At 69.7% G+C, this 23,914-nt stretch carries 24 protein-coding genes, 1 rRNA gene and 1 pseudogene; 9 read left to right on the top strand and 17 right to left on the bottom strand.

From position 1 onward, the window contains the following. Positions 1-4: 4 nt before the first annotated feature. Genes B0F77_RS12270 through B0F77_RS47820 form a run of 3 tightly spaced genes read left to right on the top strand, consistent with a single transcriptional unit; the run spans position 5 to position 3,406 of the window. Positions 5-1,090, top strand: a complete 1,086-nt coding sequence (locus B0F77_RS12270; protein ID WP_211293760.1) for an ATP-binding protein — start codon at positions 5-7, stop codon at positions 1,088-1,090. Continuing rightward, positions 1,083-3,248, top strand: coding sequence for a DUF5682 family protein (locus tag B0F77_RS12265; protein WP_211293759.1), 2,166 nt, complete (start codon positions 1,083-1,085; stop codon positions 3,246-3,248). Before B0F77_RS12270 ends, B0F77_RS12265 begins: the two co-directional genes overlap by 8 nt. Beyond that, positions 3,245-3,406 carry a hypothetical protein gene (locus B0F77_RS47820; RefSeq protein WP_158102672.1) on the top strand — a complete coding sequence of 54 codons (162 nt, stop codon included), beginning with the start codon at positions 3,245-3,247 and terminating at the stop codon, positions 3,404-3,406. Before B0F77_RS12265 ends, B0F77_RS47820 begins: the two co-directional genes overlap by 4 nt. 7 nt (positions 3,407-3,413) lie before the next feature. Here B0F77_RS47820 and B0F77_RS12260 read toward each other — a convergent pair whose 3' ends face one another. Continuing rightward, positions 3,414-3,761 carry a cupin domain-containing protein gene (locus B0F77_RS12260; protein ID WP_245848002.1) on the bottom strand — a complete coding sequence of 116 codons (348 nt, stop codon included), beginning with the start codon at positions 3,759-3,761 and terminating at the stop codon, positions 3,414-3,416. Positions 3,762-3,841: 80 nt separating this feature from the next. Here B0F77_RS12260 and B0F77_RS12255 point away from each other — a divergent pair, with 80 nt between their 5' ends. Then, entirely contained in the window at positions 3,842-4,291 is a 450-nt protein-coding gene (locus B0F77_RS12255) for a MarR family winged helix-turn-helix transcriptional regulator (protein ID WP_211293758.1), read from the top strand. A gap of 3 nt (positions 4,292-4,294) precedes the next feature. Here the strand turns inward: B0F77_RS12255 and B0F77_RS12250 are convergent, their stop codons facing one another. Next, complete coding sequence (locus tag B0F77_RS12250; protein ID WP_086662982.1) at positions 4,295-4,873, bottom strand: TMEM165/GDT1 family protein; 579 nt, start codon at positions 4,871-4,873, stop codon at positions 4,295-4,297. A 328-nt stretch (positions 4,874-5,201) separates the two neighbouring features. Between B0F77_RS12250 and B0F77_RS12245 the strand changes: the two genes are divergently transcribed. From B0F77_RS12245 to B0F77_RS12235, 3 genes and pseudogenes are all read left to right on the top strand, one after another. Next, a complete protein-coding gene (locus B0F77_RS12245; protein WP_086662981.1) occupies positions 5,202-6,656 on the top strand; it encodes a cytochrome ubiquinol oxidase subunit I in 1,455 nt (484 codons plus the stop codon). Between the two features lie 12 nt (positions 6,657-6,668). Further along, positions 6,669-7,640, top strand: a complete 972-nt coding sequence (gene cydB, locus B0F77_RS12240; RefSeq protein WP_086662980.1) for a cytochrome d ubiquinol oxidase subunit II — start codon at positions 6,669-6,671, stop codon at positions 7,638-7,640. Beyond that, a pseudogene (locus B0F77_RS12235) lies at positions 7,640-8,437 on the top strand (ABC transporter transmembrane domain-containing protein); the annotation flags it as partial. The gene cydB and the pseudogene B0F77_RS12235, both read left to right, overlap by 1 nt. Before the next feature lie 180 nt (positions 8,438-8,617). On the opposite strand, the gene B0F77_RS12230 reads toward B0F77_RS12235, so the two are convergent. Next, on the bottom strand, positions 8,618-9,247 hold the full coding sequence (locus B0F77_RS12230) for an NUDIX domain-containing protein (protein ID WP_245848000.1): 630 nt from the start codon (positions 9,245-9,247) through the stop codon (positions 8,618-8,620). Then, positions 9,244-10,926, bottom strand: a complete 1,683-nt coding sequence (locus B0F77_RS12225; RefSeq protein ID WP_425435653.1) for a CTP synthase — start codon at positions 10,924-10,926, stop codon at positions 9,244-9,246. The genes B0F77_RS12230 and B0F77_RS12225 overlap by 4 nt, the downstream gene beginning before the upstream one ends. A 177-nt stretch (positions 10,927-11,103) precedes the next feature. On the opposite strand from B0F77_RS12225, the gene B0F77_RS12220 reads away from it, so the two are divergent. After that, positions 11,104-11,784, top strand: a complete 681-nt coding sequence (locus B0F77_RS12220) for a hypothetical protein (protein ID WP_086662978.1) — start codon at positions 11,104-11,106, stop codon at positions 11,782-11,784. Here B0F77_RS12220 and B0F77_RS12215 read toward each other — a convergent pair. The 12 genes from B0F77_RS12215 to B0F77_RS48980 form a co-directional block, all read right to left on the bottom strand. Beyond that, complete coding sequence (locus B0F77_RS12215) at positions 11,781-12,719, bottom strand: copper transporter (RefSeq protein WP_086662977.1); 939 nt, start codon at positions 12,717-12,719, stop codon at positions 11,781-11,783. The genes B0F77_RS12220 and B0F77_RS12215 overlap by 4 nt on opposite strands. Further along, on the bottom strand, positions 12,716-13,900 hold the full coding sequence (gene steA / locus B0F77_RS12210) for a putative cytokinetic ring protein SteA (RefSeq protein ID WP_086662976.1): 1,185 nt from the start codon (positions 13,898-13,900) through the stop codon (positions 12,716-12,718). Before steA ends, B0F77_RS12215 begins: the two co-directional genes overlap by 4 nt. A 62-nt stretch (positions 13,901-13,962) precedes the next feature. Further along, positions 13,963-14,400: a hypothetical protein gene (locus tag B0F77_RS12205; RefSeq protein ID WP_086662975.1), complete on the bottom strand. Its 438-nt coding sequence runs from the start codon at positions 14,398-14,400 to the stop codon at positions 13,963-13,965. Then, a complete protein-coding gene (locus B0F77_RS12200; protein WP_086662974.1) occupies positions 14,397-14,828 on the bottom strand; it encodes a hypothetical protein in 432 nt (143 codons plus the stop codon). The genes B0F77_RS12205 and B0F77_RS12200 overlap by 4 nt, the downstream gene beginning before the upstream one ends. Then, the gene (locus B0F77_RS12195) at positions 14,825-15,439 is read right to left on the bottom strand and encodes a hypothetical protein (RefSeq protein ID WP_086662973.1); all 615 of its coding nucleotides are present in this window, start codon (positions 15,437-15,439) and stop codon (positions 14,825-14,827) included. Before B0F77_RS12195 ends, B0F77_RS12200 begins: the two co-directional genes overlap by 4 nt. Next, positions 15,432-16,028, bottom strand: coding sequence for a hypothetical protein (locus B0F77_RS12190; RefSeq protein ID WP_086662972.1), 597 nt, complete (start codon positions 16,026-16,028; stop codon positions 15,432-15,434). Before B0F77_RS12190 ends, B0F77_RS12195 begins: the two co-directional genes overlap by 8 nt. Before the next feature lie 513 nt (positions 16,029-16,541). Beyond that, positions 16,542-18,323 (bottom strand): DNA repair protein RecN, encoded by a 1,782-nt coding sequence (recN, locus tag B0F77_RS12185; protein ID WP_211293757.1) that lies wholly within the window; start codon positions 18,321-18,323, stop codon positions 16,542-16,544. Between the two features lie 95 nt (positions 18,324-18,418). After that, positions 18,419-19,309, bottom strand: coding sequence for an NAD kinase (locus B0F77_RS12180; protein ID WP_086662971.1), 891 nt, complete (start codon positions 19,307-19,309; stop codon positions 18,419-18,421). Further along, entirely contained in the window at positions 19,306-20,103 is a 798-nt protein-coding gene (locus B0F77_RS12175) for a TlyA family RNA methyltransferase (RefSeq protein WP_086662970.1), read from the bottom strand. The genes B0F77_RS12180 and B0F77_RS12175 overlap by 4 nt, the downstream gene beginning before the upstream one ends. 6 nt (positions 20,104-20,109) lie before the next feature. Then, the gene (locus B0F77_RS12170; protein ID WP_425435652.1) at positions 20,110-20,277 is read right to left on the bottom strand and encodes a hypothetical protein; all 168 of its coding nucleotides are present in this window, start codon (positions 20,275-20,277) and stop codon (positions 20,110-20,112) included. 4 nt (positions 20,278-20,281) lie between these two features. Further along, positions 20,282-21,076 carry an HAD-IIA family hydrolase gene (locus B0F77_RS12165; protein ID WP_086662968.1) on the bottom strand — a complete coding sequence of 265 codons (795 nt, stop codon included), beginning with the start codon at positions 21,074-21,076 and terminating at the stop codon, positions 20,282-20,284. Then, on the bottom strand, positions 21,073-21,600 hold the full coding sequence (locus B0F77_RS48980; RefSeq protein WP_245847998.1) for a hypothetical protein: 528 nt from the start codon (positions 21,598-21,600) through the stop codon (positions 21,073-21,075). The genes B0F77_RS12165 and B0F77_RS48980 overlap by 4 nt, the downstream gene beginning before the upstream one ends. Here B0F77_RS48980 and B0F77_RS49700 point away from each other — a divergent pair. Further along, a complete protein-coding gene (locus B0F77_RS49700) occupies positions 21,592-23,643 on the top strand; it encodes a hypothetical protein (RefSeq protein ID WP_245847996.1) in 2,052 nt (683 codons plus the stop codon). The two genes, B0F77_RS48980 and B0F77_RS49700, sit on opposite strands and share 9 nt — an antisense overlap. A gap of 92 nt (positions 23,644-23,735) precedes the next feature. Here B0F77_RS49700 and rrf read toward each other — a convergent pair. After that, positions 23,736-23,852 (bottom strand): 5S ribosomal RNA (gene rrf, locus B0F77_RS12155). Between the last annotated feature and the right edge of the window lie 62 nt (positions 23,853-23,914).

Raw genomic sequence — 23,914 nt, 5'->3', positions numbered from 1 at the left:
CACTGTGACCGCCGTGCTCAGGCCGACGGCCGAACAGCAGTACGCCGCCGAGCTGGAGGCCGTCGCGGCCCAGGACGACCGGCAGCGGCCGCCGAACTGGCGGCTGTCCCCGCGGGCCGTGGTCACCTACGTGCTCGGTGGCACGCTGCCCGACGGCACCGTGATCACGCCGAAGTACGTGGGTGCGCGCCGGCTGGTCGAGGTCGCGGTGGGCACGCTGGTGACGGATCGGGCGCTGTTGCTCGTGGGTGTGCCGGGCACGGCCAAGTCGTGGCTGTCCGAGCACCTCGCGGCGGCGATCAGCGGCGACTCGACGCTCGTGGTCCAGGGCACCGCGGGCACGAGCGAGGACCAGGTTCGCTACGGCTGGAACTACGCGCGGCTGATCGCCGAGGGGCCGAGCGAGAAGGCGATCGTGCCGAGTCCGGTCATGAAGGGCATGCAGAAGGGCGCGGTCGTCCGGGTCGAGGAGCTGACCCGCATGCCGTCCGAGGTGCAGGACTCGTTCATCACCATCCTGAGCGAGAAGTCGCTGCCGGTGCCGGAGCTGAACTCGCAGATCCAGGCCGTGCCTGGGTTCACGGTCATCGCCACGGCGAACGACCGCGACCGCGGCGTGAACCAGATGTCGTCGGCGCTCGCGCGGCGCTTCAACACCGTCGTGCTGCCGCCGCCCGCGACCGAGGACGCCGAGGTCGAGATCGTCATCACCCGAGCTCAGCAGCTCGGCAAGGCGCTCCAGCTGCCCGCAGAGCCGCCCGCGCTCGACGAGGTGCGCCGGGTCGTGCGGATCTTCCGGGAGCTGCGCAACGGTTCCACTGTGGACGGTCGCACGCAGCTGAAGAAGCCGAGCGGCAGCCTGTCCACGGCCGAGGCGATCTCGGTCATCGCGAACGGCATGGCGCTCGCCGGGCATTTCGGCGACGGCACGCTGGGCGCGGACGAGCTGGCGAGCGGGCTGATCGGCTCCGTCATCAAGGATCGGGTGTCGGACGCCACGGTGTGGCAGGAGTACGTGGAGACGGTGCTGAAGGAGCGCGCCGAGTGGCGCGACCTCTACCGCGCCTGCCTGGACGTCAGCGGTGACTGAGCCGGTCCTCCTCGGCATCCGGCACCACGGCCCCGGCTCGGCCCGGATGGTCAAGCGGGCGCTGGAGCAGACCGAACCGGCGCTCATCCTGATCGAAGGGCCGCCGGAGGCCGACGCACTCCTCCAACACGTCCACGCCCTCACGCCGCCGGTCGCGATCCTGCTGCACGACGAGGCAGAGCCCGAGAACGCCGCCTTCTGGCCGTTCGCGGAGTTCTCCCCGGAGTGGCAGGCACTCCGCTACGCCGACGAGAACGGCGTTCCGGCGCGCTTCTTCGACCTGCCGGCGGCCGCGTCGATCGGCGACGACGGCCCGAGCGGCAACGTCGACCCCATCGGCCTGCTCGCCGAGGCCGCGGGCTTCGACGACACCGAACGCTGGTGGGAGGACGTCGTCGAGCACAGCGCGTCCGACCCCATCGATCTCGCGAACGCCATCACCGAGGCCATGGTCGCGGTGCGCAAGGAGTTCGAGGACGAGGTCGGCGAACGAACGCTCCGCCGGGAAGCGTTCATGCGTCAGACGATCCGCAAGGCGCGCAAGGAAACCGACGGTCCGATCGTCGTCGTCTGCGGCGCCTGGCACGTCCCGGCGCTGCTCACCAGACCGACGGTCACCGCGGACACCGCACTGCTCAAAGGCATGCGGAGGCGCAAGATCTCCGGCACCTGGGTGCCGTGGAGCCACGGCCAGCTCGCCGCAGAGTCGGGCTACGGCGCCGGCGTCGACTCTCCTGGCTGGTACGCGCACCTCTGGCAACACCAGCACGACGTCGTCCCGCGCTGGTTCGCCAAAGCCGCCGCCGTGCTCAGGGAGGAAGACCTCCCGGCCTCGACCGCGAGTGCGGTGGAAGCCGTCCGGCTGGCGGAAACCCTTGCGGCACTGAGAGAACGCCCATCAGCAGGCCTGAGCGAGGTCAACGAAGCAGCGCTCGCGGTGCTGTGCGGCGGCGACGAGATCCCGCTGCAACTCGTCCACCGCAAACTCGTCGTCGGTGAACGGCTGGGCGAGGTCGGCGAAGCCGTCCCGCGCTCCCCGCTGGCGGCGGATCTCCAGCGCCTGCAACGGAAACTCCGCCTCCCCGCGGACGTCCAGCCCAAGCAGCTCAAGCTGGACCTCCGCAAGGACACCGACCGCGAACGCTCGAAACTGCTGCGCCGCCTGGAAGTCCTCGGCGTCCCGTGGGGCAAACCGGACCGCTCCAACTCTCTCGGCACCTTCGCCGAGGTCTGGCAACTGCGCTGGGACCCGGTCTTCGCGGTGTCCGTGGCGGTCGCCGCCCGGCACGGCACCACCGTCCACACGGCCGCCGAGAACGTCCTCACCCAGGCCGCGAAGGACGCCACCCGAGTGGCCGACGCCGCGGCGACGCTGAGCAGGTCCGTCGGCTGCGAACTCCCCGCGGCCGTCGCCGAAGCCCGCAACGCGCTCGACCGCTGCGCCGCCATGGCGACCGACGCCCTCGAACTGCTGGCCGCCCTTCCGGACCTGGCCAGAACGGTCCGCTACGGCTCGGTCCGCGGCACCGACCCGGAACTGCTGCGCGTCGCCCTGCACGGCCTGCTGACGCGGGGCGCGGTGGGCCTCCCGCTCGCCTGCCGCAACGTCGACGACGAAACCGCCGAACACGCGCTCTCGGTCGTCGACGGCGCCCACGAGGCCACCCGCCTGGCCGCCGACGACGACCACCAGAAGACCTGGTGGCGAGCCCTGCACGCGTTGGTCAAAGCCGAAGCCCACGGCCTCCCGACCGGCCGGGCCACCCGCCTGCTCTGGGAAGCGGGCGAACTCACCAGCGACGACGTCGCCGCCCGCCTCCACCGAAGCGTCGCCACCGCCTTCGTGGCCGGCTTCCTGCGCGGCTCGGCCACTCTCCTGGCCGCCGACCCGCGGCTCTTCGGCCTCATCGACGAATGGCTGAGCGGGCTGCGGGGCGAGGCGTTCGACGACGCCCTGCCCCTGCTCCGCCGCGCCATCACCGACTTCACGCCCGCCGAGCGGCGCCTGCTCGGCGAACGCGTCGTCGCAGGCGAGACCCCTCAGCCGGCCTCCGACGACGAGTGGGACCTGGAGATCGCGGCACGGCTCGCCGCCCACGTCCGCGGCCTGATGGCCGGAGTTTCACCATCGTCGGATCCGCCGATCCCAGAGGCGTGACCGCACCGGAAGAAGATCGCCTCACCGCGCCCGACGAAGGCCGCCTCGAAGAGTCGCAGGCACTCATCGACGAGGCCAAGAAGATCGCCCGCGACCTCCGCGAAGAGGTCCCGGACACGGCCGCGGAGCCTCCGGAAGAGGGCTCGCCGGGCAACTGAGCACGGACTAGACCGACCAGGGCGGCGTGATCGTCTGCCCGTCGGGCAGCATGCCCGTGATCCCCACCGACGTCGCCACGAGCACCCGCGCGGGCCCACCCGTCAGCGACAGCTCGGTGTTCGGCTGCACCACGATGGCGTCACCGGGCCCTGCCGTGTGTCCCTGGATCGTCACCGACCCGGACAGCACGTAGAACACCTCCTCCTTCGACACGGTGTGCGTCTTCCCGTCGCCGCCTTCTGGCACGTCAACGGTCCACATCGCGATCTCGGTGGTGCCGCGCGACGGCACGGCCAGCGGCCGGAACTCGAACCCGCCGAACTCGATCAGCTTCGCGGAATCCCCCGTAACCAACAAGACAACCTCCAAAGTAGTCAATCAGGTTGTCTAACCATAGAATAAGGTCAACCAGGTTGTCTAGTGGGAGTGGTGAGATGGAACCGGTGCCGATGCTGCTGGCGATGACGTACCGCGCCATGGGCGACCAGTTCCACGACCGCCTCAGGCAGATCGGGCTGGAACCGCTGCGGCCGGCGCACGGGTACGTCTTCCGGTTCCTCAAGGCCAGGCGTGCCACGACCGTCGACATCGGACAGCACCTCGGCGTCACCAAGCAGGCGGCCGCGAAGATCGTCGCCGAACTCGACGAGTGGGGCTACGTCCTGCGCGAACCGCACCCCACGGACAAGCGCGCCCAGTACGTCACGCTGACCACGAAGGGCCGCGACTACCTGAAGTTCGCCGACAACCTGTGGTCCGACCTGGAAGGCGAGATGGCCGAGGCGATCGGCCCGGACACCCTCGACACCATCAAGACCGGCCTCGCCGCGTACCTGCAGCACGTGCACGGCGAGGACCAGCCGGGCCTGCGTCCGGTCTGGTGACCGTCAGAACACCTGCGTCAACGCGATCACGCTGCACACGGCGAAGATCGCCCCGGCCACCCGCTGGATCCAGTGCGTCGGCAACCGGCCGGCGAGCTTTCGTCCGACCAGAACCGCCAGCGCGGCCACGGCGACCAGGGCGAGCCAGGCACCGAGCCCTACAGCCACAGGCGTCCCGTACCGAGCCGTGATCCCGGCGGTCGCGAGCTGCGAGGCGTCACCCCACTCGGCCGCGAACAGCACGCCGAACGACGTCAGAGCCGCTCGCCAGAACGGCACGACAGCACGTGTCCCGGCCTCGTCCGCGGACTCGGAATCCCGCGAGAAGCCCTCCTTCAGGAGCATGAAGGCGCCCATGCCGAACAGCAGAGCCACGACGCCCGCCACCACGCGGTCGGGGAGCAGGGTCAGTGCCGAGCCGAACGCCGCGGCGACCACGCTCTGCACGGCGAAGGCCAGTACGACGCCCGTGAACACCGGCCAGGCGCGGTAGCGCGTGGTCAGCACCAGGGTCGCGACCATGGTCTTGTCGGGCAGCTCGACGAGGAACACCACCGCGAAGGCGGTGATGAACGCGAGCATTGAGGTGGCCAAGGGGTTCCTCCACGTCCGAATACGAGCCCGGACGGAGGCGCAACAGACCCCGACCAGGCATGCTGCAGCCTGGCCGGAGGTCTCGTTCGCCCGCAAAAGACGGGTGTGGGACCGGATCCGCGCGAAGGCGGATCAGTATGTCGATCACCACGCCACCGGCTGCGAACTCCGGCGGGAACTACTCCCCTCTGGCGCATCCATCGTAACCGACGCATGTCACCTGAAGGCGTGACTTCGCGCACGGGACCTTGGTCCCGAGCCGGGACGGGACCGTCGTACCTGAAAGAGGCCATGATCGGGATCTAGGCTCTGAATCGTGGACGTACTCGAACTCGCGCGGTGGCAGTTCGGCATCACCACCGTCTATCACTTCCTGATGGTGCCGCTGACGATCGGACTGTCGCTGCTCGTGGCAGCGATGCAGACCGCGTGGGTGCGCACGGGCAACGAGCGCTACTACAAGATGACGAAGTTCTGGGGCAAGCTCCTCCTGATCAACTTCGCCATGGGTGTCGTGACGGGCATCGTGCAGGAGTTCCAGTTCGGCATGGCCTGGAGCGCCTACTCGCGGTTCGTCGGTGACGTGTTCGGCGCGCCGCTTGCGATGGAGGGGATCGTCGCCTTCTTCGTCGAATCGACGTTCCTCGGCCTGTGGATCTTCGGCTGGGACAAGCTGCCGAAGAAGGTCCACCTCGCCTGCGCTTGGGCGTTCTCACTCGCCACGATGGCCAGCGCGTACTTCATCCTCGCCGCCAACTCGTGGATGCAGCACCCGGTCGGCATCGAACTGCACGAGGGCCGGCCGCGGCTCACCTCGATCTGGGCCGTGCTGACCAACAACACGGTGCTCGCCGCGTTCCCGCACACGATCGCCGGGGCGTTCGCGGTGGCCGGCGCGTTCCTCGTGGGCATCGCCGCCTGGCACCTCTACCGCAAGTCGCAGGACGAGAAGGTCTGGCGCAGCTCGCTCAAGCTCGGCACGTGGGTCGGGGTGGTCGCGTTCAGCGCGCTCGCGATCACCGGTGACTGGCAGGGCAAGCTGATGTTCGAGCAGCAGCCGATGAAGATGGCCGCCGCGGAAGCGTTGTGCCACACCGAACAGCCCGCGAGCTTCAGCATCTTCGCGGTCGGCGACGTCACCAGGCCCGACTGTGAGAACGTCAAGAGCATCACCGTGCCCGCACTGCTGAGCTTCTTGGCGCACAACGATTTCAACAGTGAGGTCAAGGGCATCCAGGACCTCGTCCCGATGTACCAGGAGAAGTACGGTGAGTTCTACCCCGTCGATCCCAGGCTCGGTGAGCTCAGCGGCAAGCCGATCGACTACGTGCCCGCGCTGCCCGTGACGTACTGGGGCTTCCGGTTGATGATCGGGTTCGGTGGCATCTCGGCCGGCCTGGGTGTCTTCATGCTCTGGTTGACCCGCAAGAACCGGACGCCCACCGGATGGTGGTTCCCGGCTCTCGGCCTCGCCGGCATCGCGACTCCCTTCCTGGCCAACAGCTTCGGCTGGATCTTCACCGAGATGGGGCGGCAGCCGTTCGTCGTGGTGCCGAACCCGACCGGAGTGGACGGTGTCTGGATGTTCACCGCTCAGGCGGTCTCGAACAGCACTCCCGGCGAGATCCTGACCTCGCTCATCGCACTCACCGCGGTCTACAGCGTGCTGGCGGTCGTGGAGTTCTACCTGATCCGCAAGTACGTCAGAGGCGGGATACCCGGCGTACTGCCCCAGAAGACCGACGACGGCGCCCTGGCGTTCGCGTACTAGGGGAGAGGCGACGTGGAAACGCTCTGGTTCGTACTGATCGCCGTGCTGTGGCTCGGCTACCTGTTCCTCGAAGGTTTCGACTTCGGTGTCGGCATGCTGCTGCCCGTACTGGGCCGCGACAACGCCGAACGCCGGGTCATGATCAACACCATCGGGCCGGTCTGGGACGGCAACGAGGTGTGGCTCATCGTCGCGATCGGTGCCACGTTCGCGGCCTTCCCCGGCTGGTATGCGGCGCTGCTGAGCGCCGCGTACCTGCCGCTAACTTTGTTCCTCATCGCGTTGATCGGGCGCGGGGTCGCGTTCGACTACCGCGGCAAGGTCGACAACCCGCGCTGGCGCAGGGCGTGGGACTTCACGATCGTCGCGGGCTCGTGGATCGCGACCCTCTGCGTCGGCCTGCTGATCTCGACGACGGTGCTGGGCCTGCCGATCGACGCGAACGGCGACCGCGTGGGCTCGGCCTTCGCGGCGATCCGCTTCGACACGGTCGTCGGCGCGCTCGCCTTCGCCGGCTACGCGTTGGTGCACGGCGCGGTGTTCACCGCGTTGAAGACCGAGGGTGAGATCCGCGAACGGGCTCGTCGTGTCGCGCTCATGCTGGCGCCGGTGGCGTTGCTGCCGCTGATCGCGCTGCTCGCGATCGTCGCCGGGCTCTGGGCGGGCGTGGTCGTGCTGATCCTGGCCGCCGCGATGTGGCGGCTGCTCGCGAACCGCGACGGCCAGTCGTTCGCGCTGATGGGGCTCGCGATCGCGGCGAGCGTCGCGATCCTGTTCGGCTCGCTCTACCCGAACGTCCTGCCGTCGACGCTGAACGACGCGTGGTCGCTCACGGTCGCCAACACGGCTTCGAGCCCGTACACGCTGCAGGTGATCACCTGGGTCGCCGGGTTCGGCACGCCCGCGGTGCTCGTCTACCAGGGCTGGACCTACTGGGTGTTCCGCAAGCGCATCGGCGTTCAGCACATCCCGGCAGCCCACTGATGAAGCGCGGTCCGCTGGGAGCACTGCCCCAGCTCTCGAAGAACGCCAGGTGCGCCCTCGTCGGGGTGGGCGCGCTGGCGTTCCTCAACGCCCTGGCGCTCGTCGCCCAGGCCGTCGCGCTGGCGTCGGTGATCACGACCCGCGAAGGCCTTCCGCTGCTCGCCGTCGCGATCGTGGCGCGTGCGGGCCTTTCGTGGGCGACGGAAAGCGTTGCCGCCCGTGCGGCCGCCGGCGCGAAGGAAGAACTGCGCGGCCAGCTGCTGGCCAGGTCGTTCGAACGCGGTCCCGGCTGGATCGCCGACCGCGGCACGGCCGAGCTGTCGGTGCTCGCGACCAAGGGCCTCGACGCGCTCGACGCCTACTTCACCCGCTACCTGCCCGCGCTGGTCACGGCCGTGATCGTGCCGCCGCTGGCCGGTGCGTGGATCCTCTTCACGGACTGGCCGTCGGCGGTCCTGATCGCGATCACGGTGCCGTTGATCCCGGTGTTCGCCGCGTTGATCGGCTGGTACACCGAGAAGCGCGTGCAGAAGGCCGCCGACGTCACCGAACTCCTGTCGGCCCAGCTCCTGGAACTGCTCCGCGCCCTCCCGGTGCTGACGGTCTTCGGCCGCGCCAAGCAACAGGCGACCGCCGTGCGCCAGATCGGCGAGCAGCACCGCAAGGCCACGATGGGCACGCTCAAGATCGCCTTCTTGAGCGCACTGGTCCTCGAAATCGCCGCCAGCCTCTCAGTCGCGCTGATCGCGGTAGGCATCGGCATCCGCCTGGTCCACGGCGACCTGACCCTGACGACCGCTCTCGTAGTCCTGATCCTCGCCCCGGAGTGCTACCTCCCTCTCCGCGCGGCGGGCGCCGCCCACCACGCCAGCGAGGACGGCCTGGAGTCCGTCCGCCGCGTATCCGAGGTCGTAAACCATGAACGGCGCTTTCATGGACCTCAGGTACACAAAAGCGCCGTTCATGGCTCTCGACTCCTACCTTTTGCGGGCGGCGAAGCGGGTGGGACGGTCAGCGAAAGGCGCGTCGGCCGGGCGCGGCTCGGCCCGACCCTCCAGCACCTCGCGGGCCGCGATCAGCCCGGCGACCGCCGAGGCGTTCACGATCTCGCCGGAGAACACCATCCGCACGGCCTCGTCGATCGGGAAGCGGTGGATCTCCAGGTCCGCCTCCTCCTCGCCCTGCACGTTACGGTCCACTTCGGACAGATCGCGCGCGAGGAAGACCCGCACGACCTCGTCGGTGAAACCGGGTGACGCGGCCGCGTCGACCAGCGTGTCCCAGCGGGCGGCGTCGAGCCCGACCTCCTCGGCCAGCTCACGGCGAGCGCCGACGACCGGCTCCTCGTCGTCGTGGTCGAGCAACCCGGCCGGCAGCTCCCAGAGGTGCCGGCCGAGCGCGTGCCGGTACTGGTGGATCAGCACGACATCGCCGGAGGCGTCCACGGCCACGACCGCGACGGCACCCATGTGCTCGACGATCTCGCGCTTGGCCGTGCCGCCACCGGGCATCTCGACCTCGTCGATCCGCAGCGCCACAACACGTCCGACGTGCAGGTCCTCGCTCGCGACCGTGCGGAAGTCGTGCCTCCCAGAAGAAGACGTCACTGCGAGGCTCCCGCGGCCAACGGGAGGCGGTCGGCCACCCGGTAGTCGATCGCGGCCTTCACGAACGCCGCGAACAGCGGGTGCGGCTTCGTGGGACGCGACTTGAGCTCCGGGTGCGCCTGCGTGGCCGCGTAGAACGGGTGCACGTCGGCCGGCAGCTCGACGAACTCGACCAGGCGGCCGTCCGGCGACACACCGGAGAACACCAGGCCGGCCTCGGTGAGCTTGCCGCGGTAGGCGTTGTTGACCTCGTAACGGTGCCGGTGCCGCTCGGACACCTCGGTCGCCCCGTACGCGGAAGCGACCACCGAACCCGGCGTCAGCTTCGCGATGTACGCGCCCAGACGCATCGTGCCGCCCATGTCGCGCTGCCCGGAGACGACGTCCTCCTGGTCGGCCATCGTGGAGATGACCGGCGAACCGCCCTCTTCGAACTCGCTGGAGTTCGCGTCCTCGATGCCCGCGAGGTTCCGCGCGGCCTCGATCACCATGCACTGCAGGCCGAGGCACAGGCCCAGCGTCGGCACACCGCGCGTGCGGGTGTACTTCAGCGCGCCGATCTTGCCCTCGATGCCACGCACGCCGAAACCACCGGGGATCAGCACGGCGTCCATGGCGGACAACGCCCGTGCGGCGCCCTCAGGCGTCTGGCACTCGTCCGACGGCACCCACTTGATCTCGACCTTGGCGTGGTGCGCGAACCCGCCCGCACGCAGCGCCTCGGTGACCGACAGGTAGGCGTCCGGCAGGTCGACGTACTTGCCGACCAGAGCGATCTTCACCGTCTCGGTCGGGTTGTGCACCCGCTCCAGCAGGTCGCCCCACACCGTCCAGTCGACGTCGCGGAACGGCAGGTCGAGGCGGCGCACGACGTAGGCGTCGAGGCCCTCGGCGTGCAGCACCTTCGGGATGTCGTAGATCGACGGCGCGTCCACGGCCGCGACGACGGCGTCGGTGTCGACGTCGCACATCAGGCCGATCTTGCGCTTCAGCGCGTCCGGGATCTCCCGGTCCGCGCGGCACACGATCGCGTCAGGCTGGATACCGATGTTGCGCAGCGCCGCGACGGAGTGCTGCGTCGGCTTGGTCTTGAGCTCGCCGGACGGCGCCAGGTACGGCACCAGGCTGACGTGCAGGAAGAAGACGTTGTCACGGCCGACGTCGTGGCGGACCTGGCGGCACGCCTCGAGGAACGGCAACGACTCGATGTCACCGACGGTGCCGCCGACCTCGGTGATGACCACGTCCGGGGTGACGCCGTCGGCGTCCGGCTCGGCCATCGCCCGGATGCGGCGCTTGATCTCGTCGGTGATGTGCGGGATGACCTGGACCGTGTCGCCCAGGTACTCACCGCGCCGCTCCTTGGCGATGACCTCGGAGTACACCTGGCCGGTCGTCACGTTCGCGTCGCCGCTCAGATCCCGCGCGAGGAACCGCTCGTAGTGGCCGATGTCGAGGTCCGTCTCCGCGCCGTCGTCGGTCACGAAGACCTCGCCGTGCTGGAACGGGTTCATCGTGCCGGGGTCCACGTTCAGGTACGGGTCGAGCTTCTGCATCGTTACCCGCAGGCCGCGCGAGGTGAGCAACTGGCCGAGGCTGGAGGCGGTGAGCCCCTTGCCCAGGGAGGAGGCGACGCCTCCCGTGACGAAGACGTGCTTGGTCGTACGTGCCTGCTGCACCAACGGGGCTCCCGTGAAAATCGTGGGGGTAAATCCCCCTATCCACGGGCCATAACGCTAACACGCCGCCGGTCACTCAGCGCACCACGACCCGGCAGATCACATCACCCGATCGGCGCAGTGAGGGGTTTCCCCGAACCTCCCCCAGCACACGCCGAGATCAGGAATCGTTGTCACGTGACCTTCGACGTGGCGGGGAACGCTGCCAGAGCTGTGCACGACCGTTCCGCGGCGTGGCGTTTCATCGAGGGTTTCGCGGCCGCGTGGGCCGAGCCGATCGAGCCGCAGGACGGCTGGAGCCGCCGGGAGCTCGCCGACGCCGAGGATCGGCTCGGAGTCAGGTTCCCGGAGGCGTTGAAAGAGGCGCTGGCGTTGTTCGGCAAACGGCCGGAGCTGGCGGGCGACCGGGACCGCCTGCTCGCGCCTGCCGAGCTGCGGCTGGACGGCGAGGTCCTCGTCTTCCGCGGCGAGAACTGGATCGCGGCCTGGGGAACGACGTTCGCCGGTGAGGACCCGGAGGTTCTCATGAAGTACGAGCTCGCCGACAAGACCGAGGAACGGTGGGACCCCTGGCTGCCGCGCTTCTCGCTCGCGTGTGTGGAGATGGTGCTGTCCGCGGCGTTGTTCCAGGACGGTGCCGCGACCGCGGACAGGGAGATGTCCGAAGCGGACATCTCCCTGCTCGAGGAGCACTTCACCCTGCTGCCGCTGGCCAGTCCCGGTTCCCGCTGGTTCGCCGCCGACGACGTGATCGTCGAGGAGGAGCACGGCGACTACCTGTGGGCGCGCGGCCGCACACCGGAGGCGTTGGAGCTGCTGATGAAGCAACTCCCGGGCGCCTGGACGACCGAGGGCTAACCGGCCGTTCCCGGCGAGGACGCCTCCGCGTTGCCCGCCACGCCGTACCGGCCGGAGCGGCCCTCCAGCTGTTCGCGCAGCGCCATCACCGAGACGACCTGACCGGCCGGGGTGTCGGAGTTGTCCACCGTGGACAGGATCGACGTCGCGTTGGTGTCCGCGCGGACCACGCCGATCGCGCCGGTGCCGTTCGCCGAGCCGTTCGCACCGGCCAGCACGACACCCGCGCCGGCCCGGTCGAGCTGGGTGGCGAAGCGCGCGATGGTGGAGGCGCGGTCGGCGGCCGAGTCACCGATCGCGGCGCCGCCGGACAGCACGATCGCGAGCTGCGCGGGCTTCACCGCGGAGGTCGCCTTCACGAAACCCGCGTTGGAGAGCCCGGCGAGTGCCGAGGCCGCCTCGTCCGGAGTGGACTGCGGCTGGTTCGAGGACGCGTTGAGCAGCAGCAACGTGCCGAACAGGCCACCAGCGCGAGTGCCGGGGTCCGCGGCGGTGGGCAGCTGTGATCCGGCGGGCTGCAGCCGTGCCACGAGGTCGCGGAGCTGGTCACCGCGGGACGGGTCGGCGAACGCGTCGGTCAGCTGGATCTCGCCGGTGACGGTGGCACCGGCGGACTTCAGCAGCCCGCTGAGCGCGTCCCGATCGGACGGACGCGCGTCCGACGTGGTCACCAGCACGACCGTGCGGTCGGTGAGCCGGTCCTTGACCGCGAGCGGCCCGACCGACGAGGCGAACTTGTCCGCCTCGGTCAGCTTGGCGTTCAACGCGTTGCGGTCGTTCTGCAGGTCGTTCACCTGCTGTGCCAACGAGTTCTTCTCGTCGCTCAACCCGGACAGCAGCCGGCCGCTGATCGCGGTCGAACCCAGCACGACTCCCACCGCCAGCGCGAGGAACACGGCGGTGATCGAAACTATGTGGTATCGCAGCGTGATCACGAGAAGAACCCCTTGAACCAGTTGACGACGGACTGCCAGCCGTCGACCACGATGTCGACGTAGACGTGACCGACGCCGGACACCGCCAGCGCCGCCCCCATGGCGACGATCGCGGCGGTCACCAGCAGGACGATCACGCCCAGCGAGACCCGGCTGCGGTGCAGGGTCGCGACGGCCTCCCCGTCGACGAGCTTGCTGCCGAGCTTCAGCCGGGTGAGGAACGTGGAGGGGTTGGAACCGGAGTGCCCGCGGTCGAGGAACTCGCGCAACGTCGCGCGCAGCCCCACCGTGACGACCAGAGACGCCCCGTGTGCTTCGGCGAGCAGCAACGCGAGGTCCTCCGCGTTGCCAGAGGCGGGGAACGTCACCGCGCCTATGCCGAGGTCCTGGATCCGTTGCAGACCAGGCGCGTGGCCGTCGGTCTGCGCGGGCACGACCACCTCGGCGGCCGCCCGCAGTGACGCGGTGCCGATGCCGTCGGGGTCGCCGACGATGATGTCCGGCTTGAGCCCGGCGTCGTGCAGCGTGTCCGCGCCGGTGTCGACGCCGATCAGCACCGGCCGGTACTCGCGGATGTACTTGCGGAGCTTGCGCAGTTCCTCGGCGTGCGACGGTCCACCCGCGACGACGAGCACCTGCCGGTCGCGCATCGGCACGTACACCTCGGGCACGCCGACGCCGTCGAGCACCAACGCGCGTTCGCGGCGCAGGAACTCGATGGTGTTGGCGGAGAAGGCTTCCAGCTGCGCCGACATGCCGGCCTTCGCCTCGATCATGGCGTCGGCGATGCTTTCGGCGTTCTGCTCGATCCCCTTGGCGAGCTCGCGTTCCCCGGCGTACACGACACCTTCGTGCAGCCGGATCTTGGTGCCTTCCTTGATCTCCCGCAGCGCGACGGCGCCGACGTCGTCGATCAGCGGAATGCCGGCCTCGATGAGCAGTTCCGGGCCGAGGTTGGGAAAGCGGCCGGAAATCGACGGCGACGCGTTCACGACGCCGACCACGTCGGCCGCGACAAGTGCTTCCGCGGTGCGCCGGTCGAGGTCGATGAAGTCGAAAACGGCGACGTCTCCGGGACTGACGCGCCGCACCAGGTCACTCACGCGCCGATCGACCCGGGCGACCCCCGTGACACCGGGAAGTTCGTGGTTGGAGCGGCTCAGCAGCCCGGAAAGCTTCATGCGCCGATAGTGACTCACGGTGCGCGCGCGACAGGTGAGGCACGCCGGGCGATTTTCGCTGGTCAGTCGTCGGGGTGAACTACTACGGCGCCAAACGCGAGAACCACCGCGGCTATCAGCACCCAGATGCCGTTGCCGAACCCGGCTTGCAACCCCGGATCGATGGCGATGTTGCCCGCTTTGTGGAAGCTGATCGCGTTCAGCAAATACACGAACAACATTCCAGTGACCCCGGCGAGTGCCGCCGCTCCGGCGAAAGCGACTTTCCGCCACCGGACGCCGGCGAGGATGGCCACTGCCGCCGCCACGGCCGGAATGCCGAACAACGGGCCGTGCTCGTCTTTGGTGCCACCGAAGTGCGTGGCCCAGCCCGTGGTGATGTAGGCGGTCTGCGGCTGGTCGGGGGTGAGGCGGATCAGCAGTTCCGAGAGCGGCAGGAACGTCGCGGTCGTCGCCGCGGCGGCCGCTAGTACGAGGAGTGCAGCTGCCAGGAGTTTCACGCCGTCTCCCGTTGGACCGCGATGGCACCGGTGAGTGCGGCCAGCGTGCCGATCGCGAGGAACACGAGCCCGAAGCCGAGCGCGAAGTCGCCCTGCTGCTCGATCGCGTGACCGCGGTCCGACACGACGAGCGCCGCGGTGATGCCCAGTGCGCCGAGTTGTGCCGTCGCTCCGGCCAGTGCGGCGCGGTTGATCCAGATGCCGGCGACCAGCAGCGCGGCCGTCACGGCGACGGGCAGGCCGTACCAGGGCGAGAGATCACCCGCCGGCCAGTCGCCCGGCTTGTTCACGACCTCCGTGCCCCACGCCCGGACCACGACCTCGACGCCACCGGCGTACGCGGTCGAGTACCACGGCAACACCATCGCCGTCGCGGTCAGCACCACCCCGGCCGCGATCAGCGCCACCGCCGTCGGTCTTCCGATCACCGCGCCTCCTGCTGCTGCTCTTCGGCGGGGATGGCGAGGCCGAAGGGCGGCGTGTCGTCACCGTCGTCGAGCTGGTGCACGACCACAGCTTCCTCGTCCACTTCCTCTTCGGCTTCTTCGGGCGGCTGCCTGCGCTGGGCCAGCACCGCACCGACCAGTCCGATCACCGCAGCCGCGACCAGCACGTACGTGCCGCCGAGGAAGCTCAGTACCGCCGTCTGCCCGTCCGGCAGGATCATGCCGGCCATGAGCTCCTTCTCACGCCACACCTGGAGCACGTACATGAGCACGATCCCGGCCAGCGCACCGGCGGCCCCCATCGCAGCGGGCGTCCCGACGAACGACGTCCGCTTCCGCACCAGAAGCACCGCAGCGACCACCATCAGCGCGGCGGCGATGATCACCGGCAGGCCTCCGGCGTTGTACGCGTCCTGCGGCGGCTCACCGAACGCCGGATCCCTGACCACGATCCACAACGTGGTGGTCATCTTCTGTTCAGGACCGCCGAACCCGGGATAGACGGTGCCGTACGTGTCCTGAAAACTCGCCACGGCCGCCAGCCCCGCCCCCACCAGCAGCAGGATCGGCCCGATCTTCCGACGATCAATCACTCTTCTGCTCTTTCGGCTCCGCCGGCTCGACGATCACCGGAAAGCCGTACGGCGGCGTCTCGCTGTCGTCCGCCTCGACCTGGTGAATCACCGCACCGTCCCCCTCGGGCTGTTCCTCACGTCGTGGCAACTCCTGGTGCAACACCGCCGACACGACGGCCACCCCGGCCGCCACGACCAGCAGCGTGATGCCTTCCCCCTGCTCCACGTCGAACGGTACCGGCGCCCCGAGGTCGGCGAGCTTCTTCACGATCCCCTGCACCGAGGTGACCGCGGACCACGCCACCCCGGCCAGCAACCCGGCCCCGAGCAACGACCCGACCCGCGCCGCCGGCACCCGAAACGCCAGCACCGCCGACAACGCCATCACCAGCGCCGCCGCCACAGCCGCCTCGCCGTACTCGATCGGCCCGAGCAACAACGCCCCACGGAAGTCGTCCCGCTCCACCAGCCAGGGCGTGGCCTCGAACCGCAACGTCCGCCCCTGCAACTCGACCTGCACGGCATAGGCGGCCAGGAACGCCGCCGCCACCGCCAGCCCGGCCGCGACGAACACCAGCACCGCTCCGAGCACCCGGCGCGTGGTCACAGATCCGGTCCACCTTCCACCGCACCATCGTGTGCGTCCGCTGACCGGGCCTCGGTCACGTTCCCATCATGCCGAACATGGGCGGCAACAGCGGTCCAGGGCGCGACGGAAGTTGGCCGAGCCGATCTTGTCGGTGGCTCCGAGTACGTTGAAACGCAGGGGTTCCCAGCTCGGGGCAGGACCCCGGCAAAGTCCCGTCAGGCCATCCGCCTGGCTGGCGATGGCGTGTGCAAGTACCACCAACCCAACATCAACAAGCACTTTGCTACTACCAACTGGCCTCGTCGATCCAGCCGCCACACCACGCCCGGCCCAGACATATTCGGCAACTGGCGAACATGTTGGGTGTAGTTGGCGGCGATTTGATCAAGAGTTGGTAGTACTTGCAAACGCCCACCAGCAGAAACGACTTTGCCGGGACCCTGTCAGCTCGGGGGGTCGCCCCCCAGAAGACACGGCGAGCGACGTGGGTCCGCGCTTTCCGCGGACACACCTCTCCCAGAGCTCGCCCCCTCAGGCCTTCTTCTTGCGCCTCCGCACCACCGGCGTCGCCGACTTGTCCGCCTTGGCGGCGGCCAGCAGCTCCTCGGCGTGCGCGCGGCCCGTGTCGGTCGAGTCCATGCCGGCGAGCATGCGGGCCAGCTCGACCACCCGTTGCGTCTCGTCCAGCTTGCGCACCGCTGACCGCGTGAACGTGCCGTCCGCGGACTTGTCCACGACGAGGTGCCGGTCGGCGAACGCCGCCACCTGCGGCAGGTGCGTCACCACGATGACCTGGTGCGAACGGGCCAGCCTGGCCAGCCGGCGGCCGACCTCGACTGCCGCGCGGCCGCCGACGCCCGCGTCCACCTCGTCGAACACCAGCGTCGGCACCGGGTCGGAGTGCGACAGCACTACCTCGAGCGCCAGCATCACGCGCGAGAGCTCGCCGCCGGACGCGCCCTTGTGCACCGGCAACGCTGGGGCGCCGGGGTGCGAGATGAGGCGCAGCTCCACGTCGTCGACGCCCGACGCGCCCGCGTGCAGGATCGAGCGGCCCACCGGCAGCGCCTGTGCGTCGCCGGACTCGGCGTGGCGGGGACGGACGGCCAGTTCGACCGACGCGTGCGGCATGGCCAGACCGTCCAGTTCCTCGGTGACGGCCTTGCCCAGTTCCAGAGCGGCCTCGACGCGCGCGGCCGTGACCTGTTCCGCCAGAGTGGCCAGCTCGACGGCCAGCTCGTCGCGGCGGGTGGCGAGCGCGCCCAACGCCTCCTCGGAGGTGTCCAGCCCGTCCAGGCGAGCGCGCGCGTCGGTGGCCCAGGCGATGACGCCGTCGACGTCCGCCGCGTACTTGCGGGTCAGGCCCTTCAGGTCGGCCTGGCGCCGCAGGACTTCTTCGAGCCGGCCGGGGTCGGCCTCCAGGTGGTCGAGGTAGCCGGAGATCTCGGCGCCGACGTCGGCCAGCAGCGTTGCGGCCTCGACCAGCCGCGGTTCCATCTCGCGCAGCTTCGGGTCCTCGGAGGTGGACAGGCGGCGGGCGGCCTCGGAGATCAGGCCGAGCGCGCCGGGGTTGTCCGGGTCGCCCTCCAGCGAGCCGCTCACCGCGTACTGCGCGCCCTGGGCGGCTTCGCGGAGCTGGTCGGCGTCGGCCAGACGACGGGCCTCGTCGTGCAGTTCGACGTCCTCGCCCGGCAGCGGGGCGACGGCGTCGATCTCGGACAGGCCGTGCCGCAGCAGGTCGGCCTCGCGGGCGAGCTCACGGGAGCGCTCGGTGCGTTCCTTCAGCTCGGTCGAGACGCGCAGCCACTCCTCGCGGACGGCCTGGTACGCGCGCAACGGCTCGCCCACGTCGTCGCCGGCGAAGCGGTCCAGCACGCCGCGCTGCTCGGCCGGGCGCATGAGCCGCAGCTGGTCGTTCTGACCGTGCACGGCGATCAGCTGCTCTGCCAGTTCGGAGAGCACCCCGACCGGCACGGAGCGACCGCCGACGTGCGCGCGGGAGCGGCCGTCAGAGCCGACGGTGCGGATCGCGATCAGCGAACCGTCCTCGTCCGCCTCGCCGCCGACCTCCTCCGCCACCTTCGCGGCAGGGCTGCCCGCCGGAGCCTGGAAGCGGCCTTCGACCACCGCTTTGTCGGCACCGGTGCGCACGCGGGACGCCTCCGCCCGGCCACCGCCGAGCAGGTGCAACCCGGTCACGACCATGGTCTTGCCCGCACCCGTCTCACCAGTCACGACGGTGAATCCGGGGTCGAGTTCGAGAGTGGCCTCGTCAATCACGCCAAGGCCATTGATGCGCATCTCGGCCAGCACAGGGCGAACCTTACTTGTCGGGTCCGACATTTCCGGATGGGACCTTGCTCTGGGGGCACCATAACGAGCGAGTGCCGCCGCGCCGAGCGGCGCGGTCAGCCTGCCGATGGTCCCCGCCATCCCTTCACCGGCAGATCGAACTTCTCGACCAGCCGGTCCGTGAACGGAGCCTTGCGCAACCGCACGACCTTGAGCGGCACCGCGCCCTCCACGATCTCGATCCGCGCGCCCGCGGGCAGCTCGAACGTGCGCCGCCCGTCCGCGGACAGCGCCGCCGGATGCCCGGTCGACTCGATCTCGAACGCCACGTGCGACTTCGGCGAGACGACCAGCGGCCGGGCGAACAGCGCGTGCGCGTTGCTCGGCACCACCAGGATCGCCTGCACGTCCGGCCACACGACCGGTCCGCCCGCGGAGAACGCGTACGCCGTCGAGCCCGTCGGCGTCGCACACAGCACGCCGTCGCAGCCGAACGCCGACACCGGCCGTCCGTCGACCTCGATGACGACCTCGAGGATGCGTTCACGGATCAGCTTCTCGACGCTGATCTCGTTGAGCGCCCACGTCTTCACGACAACTTCGCCGTTGACGGTCGCAACGAGGTCGAGCGTCATGCGCTCTTCCACGAAGTAGTCGCGCTCCAGCACGTGGCCGACCGCCTCGTGCAGCGCGTCCGAGTCGGCCTCGGCGAGGAACCCGACGCGGCCCAGGTTGACGCCCAGCACCGGAACCCGTGCGGGACGGGCGAGTTCGGCGCCGCGCAACAACGTGCCGTCACCGCCCAGCACGAGCACGAGCTCGGTGCCCTCGGCCGCGTGGTCGTCGGCGGGCACGACCTTGGTGCAGCACGACGGGCCGAGGTCACGCGCCTCGTCGTCGAGCACTCGCGTGGTGACGCCACCGACCGCGAGACGGCCGGCGACCTGACGGGCGAGATCGATGTTGCTCTGGTGACCGGTGTGGACGACCAGCAGGACTTCCCTCATTGGGGCCCTTCTTCGACGGCGGTGCGCACCATCTCCTCCGCGGGCACTGGATCACCCTCGCGGAGCCAGAGGAAGTACTCGACGTTGCCGGACGGGCCGGGCAGCGGGCTCGCGACGACCCCGTGCACGGCCAGACCCAGTTCCGCCGCTGCCCCGGTCACTTCGAGGACGGCGGCAACGCGCAGCTCCGGGTCGCGCACGACGCCACCGGAGCCCAGACGTTCCTTGCCGACCTCGAACTGCGGCTTGACCATCGGCAGCAGGTCGCCCTCCTCGTCGAGGCACGCGGCCAGTGCGGGGAGCACAAGCCTCAACGAGATAAACGAAAGATCCGCTACGACGAGTTCAACTTTCCCGCCGATGTCCTCGGGAGTGAGGGTGCGGACGTTGGTCTTGTCCTTCACCACGACCCGGTCGTCGGTCTGCAGCTTCCAGTCGAGCAACCCGCGTCCGACGTCGGCGGCGACGACCTGGCGCGCGCCGTGGCGCAGCAGCACATCGGTGAAACCGCCGGTGGACGCGCCCGCGTCCAGGCAGCGCCGGCCGGTGGGGTCGATCTTGAACCCCTCGAGCGCGCCGATCAGCTTGTGCGCCCCGCGCGACGCCCAGTTCGGGTCGTTGGCGAGGTCCTTGACGACGACCGCGTCGGAGGTCTCCACGGCGGTCGCGGGCTTCGTCGCGACGGTGCCGCGCACCGTGACGCGACCGTCCGCGACGAGTTGGCTGGCGTGCTCACGGGACTTGGCGAGTCCCCTGCGCACGAGTTCGGCGTCTAGCCGCACCCTGCGAGGCACTGTGCATCACACCTTGTCGATGCTCGACAGTGCTTCGGTGAGCGTCGCGTGCACGGCGTCGAACCGCGCCACGTGCTCGGCGAGGGGAACGTTCTCGAGCCCGTCGAGCCGCTCCAGCGCGCCGTCGATGGCGGCGGCCGGGTTGGGCGGCGGTCCGGGCAGGGGGTAGCTCACCGTCTTACGGTAGCCGATGGAGTACCGACAGGTCCGCGCCGACATACGTGGGCTTTTGCTCATCCGGAAGCGCTTGCGCCTCCGCCGCGGTGGATACACCCGTGAGCACGAGCAGCGAGTCCATGCCCGCGTTGACCGCGCCCAGAATGTCCGTGTCGAGCCGGTCGCCGATCACCAGCGGACGGTTCGCCTGGAGGTCCTTCGCCGCCTGCTGCAACAGCGGGGTGGCGGGCTTGCCGGCGACGAGCGGCTCGGCGTCGGTCGCGGCCCTGAGCGCCGCGACGAACGAGCCGTTGCCGGGCAGCAGGCCGCGTTCGGTGGGCAGGGTGACGTCGACGTTGCACGCCACCCACAGCGCACCCTGGCGGATCGCGACGGCGGCCTCGGCCAGCTGACGCCAGCCGAGGTCCATGCTCAGGCCCTGCAACACCGCCACCGCGCCGTCGGCGGTGTCGGTGGGGATGAGTCCGCGCTTGAACACCTCGGCTTCGAGAGCCTTGGTGCCCAGCACGAGCACGGTGGAGCGCTTCGGCAGACGTTCGGCGAGCATGGCCGCGCCTGCCTGCGCGGAGGTGCTCACCTCGTCGATGCTCGTCTCGAACCCGAGCTCGACGAGGTGATCCGCGACCGCCTGCGGTGAGCGAGATGCGTTGTTGGTGACGTACCGGATCCCGAGGCCCTTCGCTCTGGCTTTCGCGATCTCCTCCGCGGCGCCGGGCACGACCTCTTTGCCGCGGTAGACGGTGCCGTCGAGATCGATCAGCAACGCGTCGTACCTGTCGACCAACGTCTCACTCACTGCTGGGTGGTCTCCTCCTGGGTCAACTCGAACGCGCGCTCGGCGGCGTCCGTCTCCCCTTCGTCGTCAGCCTCGGCGGCGTTGAGGAACCACTTGACCGATTCCTCGATGCGACCGGCCGCGGCCAGGTTGTCGGCGTAAGCGTAGAAGAGCCGCGCGGAGTAGGGAGTGCGCTGCCCCGGATCGAGGTCAGGACCCTGCAGCGCCACCACGGCCGCCTCGAGCTGCCCCATGTCCCGGCGAGCACCGGCCGCGACGATCCGCAGCTCGATCTCGTCCTCCTGGCTGAGGTCCTTGGCGGACGGGTCCTTGGCCAGGTCGATGGCCCGCTCCGGCCGCCCGAGAGCGCGCTCGCAGTCGGCCATGATCGCGAGGTGGCCCGGCCCGGGCATCATCCGGCGCGCGGCCCGCAGCTCGCTGAGAGCCTCGGCCCACTCGTCCGCGAAGTAGGCGGTCAGACCGGCCGCTTCCCGGACCACGCCCACCCGCGCCGCCTTGCTGCGCGCGTACCGGGCGTGCTCCAAAGCCAGCTCCGGCTCCTCGTCGATCAGCAGCCCGGCCGCGGCCAGGTGCCGTCCGACGATCTCCGCGAGCCCCTTGGGCAGGCTGCGCAGCTCGGCCTTGATCTCCGGGTCGAGCAGCGAGAGGTCGGCCTCCTCCGGCAGCTCGGGACGGCCGCCACGGGGCGCGGGGGCCTCGTCGCGGTCCTCACGGTCGTCGCCACGGCCTTCGTCGCTGCCGGCGTCAGCAGCGACGTCGGCGGTCTGAGCGTCACTCTTGGCGTCGCGCTCGTCGCTCACGACGTCGTCATCGGCGTCGTCGTCCGCGTCACGCTCGTCGGCCTCGGCCGCACGGTCGCCGGCCGTCGTGACCTCGTCAACCTCAACTGCGTCAGTGGATTCGGCATCTTCGTCACCGGAGTCGGTCGCAACCTGCTCGCGACCGGCAGCGGCACGCGTGGCCGCGGCGCCGTCACCCAGGCGGTAACCGGCGCGCTCGCCGGCCGCCTCGGTCACGCCCGACGTGTTCTCGGTGCCCTCGGCGTCGGCGCCACCCTGCTCGGCGACCCGCTCCTGGAAACGCGCCGCACGCTCGCGGCTGCGCTCGTCACGACGGTCGTCGCGCTGGTCGTCCTTGCGGTAACCACCGCGGTCGCCCGAACGGTCGTCCTTGCGGTAGCCGCCACGATCGCTGGAGCGGTCGTCCTTGCGGTAACCACCGCGATCGCTGGAACCCTCGCGACGCTGGTAACCGCCACGGTCACCGGAACCCTCGCTGCGGGAACCACCACGGTCGTCCCGGCGGTCGCCGCCCCGGTAACCGCCACGGTCATCGGAACGCTCGCCGCCGCGGTACCCACCGCGATCGCTGGAACGGTCGTCCTTGCGGTAACCGCCACGATCGCTGGAGCCTTCGCGACGCTGGTAGCCACCACGGTCGCTCGATCCGCCACGGTCTTCGCGGGGCTTGAAGTCACGACGCTCACCGGAGCGCTCACCGCGGAAACCACCACGATCGCTGGAACGGTCGTCCTTGCGGTAACCACCGCGGTCACTGGAGCCTTCGCGACGCTGGTAACCGCCACGGTCGCTCGATCCGCCACGGTCTTCGCGGGGCTTGAAGTCACGACGCTCGCCCGAACGCTCGCCACGGAAACCGCCACGATCGCTGGAACGGTCGTCCTTGCGGTAACCGCCACGATCGCTGGAACCCTCGCCACCGCGGTAGCCACCACGATCGCTGGAACCCTCACGACGCTGGTAACCACCACGGTCGCCCGAGCTCTCGCCACCGCGGTAACCACCACGGTCACTGGAACCCTCACGACGCTGGTAACCACCACGGTCACTCGATCCGCCACGGTCTTCACGCGGCTTGAAGTCACGACGCTCACCGGAGCGCTCACCGCGGAAACCACCACGGTCGCTGGAACGGTCGTCCTTGCGGTAGCCGCCACGATCGCCCGAGCTCTCGCCGCCGCGGTAGCCACCGCGGTCGCTCGAACCCTCACGACGCTGGTAACCACCGCGATCGCTCGAACCTTCGCGACGCTGGTAACCACCGCGGTCGCTGGAGCCTTCGCCGCGGTAGCCGCCACGGTCGCTGGAGCCCTGGCCGCGGTAACCACCGCGGTCGCTGGAACCCTCGCTGCGGGAACCACCGCGGTCCTCACGCGGCTTGAAGTCACGACGGTCGCCCGAGCGCTCGCTGCGGAAACCACCGCGGTCGCTGGAACGGTCGTCCTTGCGGTAACCACCACGGTCACTGGAACCCTGGCCGCGGTAGCCACCGCGATCGCCAGAGCCGGACCGCTCGCTGCTGCCCCGGTAGCCACCACGGTCGTCTCGACGGTCTCCGCTGCGGTTGCGGTCGCCGGAGCCCTCACCGCGCTGGTAGCCACCACGGTCTTCACGCGGCTTGAAGTCGCGGCTGCCGCCGGCACCGCCACGCTCGTCACGCTTGCTGTTGCTGAACTTGCGATCGCCTGTAGAGCGGCCACCGTCGGAATGGCGCGGTCGGTCTCCCTGGCCACGCTGACGGTCGCCGGGACGATCCCCGAACCTTGACACCAAATCCTCCTATGGACACGCTGAAAGGGGCCTGTGAGCGAAGCACTGTAGTTGTGCCCCGCGATCACAAGCCCCTTCAGGGAAGTAAAGTTCGGCGGCGACCTACTCTCCCACACCGTAACCAGTGCAGTACCATCGGCGCAGAAGGGCTTAACTACCGGGTTCGGAATGGGACCGGGTGTTTCCCCAACGCTATAACCACCGAAACACTATGAAATTACAACCAGCAACCCCGCGGGGTCGCGATCGGTTCTGGTTGTTCTTCCAG

Origin of the sequence: Lentzea kentuckyensis (assembly GCF_002150765.1) — a bacterium.
Taxonomy (GTDB): Bacteria; Actinomycetota; Actinomycetes; order Mycobacteriales; family Pseudonocardiaceae; genus Lentzea; species Lentzea kentuckyensis.
This window is presented reverse-complemented; position numbering and strand designations above follow the sequence as displayed.

What these genes read in the sequence shown, in the direction of transcription:
- B0F77_RS12255 (WP_211293758.1), top strand. Translation starts at nt 3,842, where the DNA reads ATGGAACCGGTGCCGATGCTGCTGGCGATGACGTACCGCGCCATGGGC.
- B0F77_RS12250 (WP_086662982.1), bottom strand. Translation starts at nt 4,873, where the DNA reads ATGCTCGCGTTCATCACCGCCTTCGCGGTGGTGTTCCTCGTCGAGCTG.
- steA (WP_086662976.1), bottom strand. Translation starts at nt 13,900, where the DNA reads ATGAAGCTTTCCGGGCTGCTGAGCCGCTCCAACCACGAACTTCCCGGT.
- B0F77_RS12180 (WP_086662971.1), bottom strand. Translation starts at nt 19,309, where the DNA reads ATGAGGGAAGTCCTGCTGGTCGTCCACACCGGTCACCAGAGCAACATC.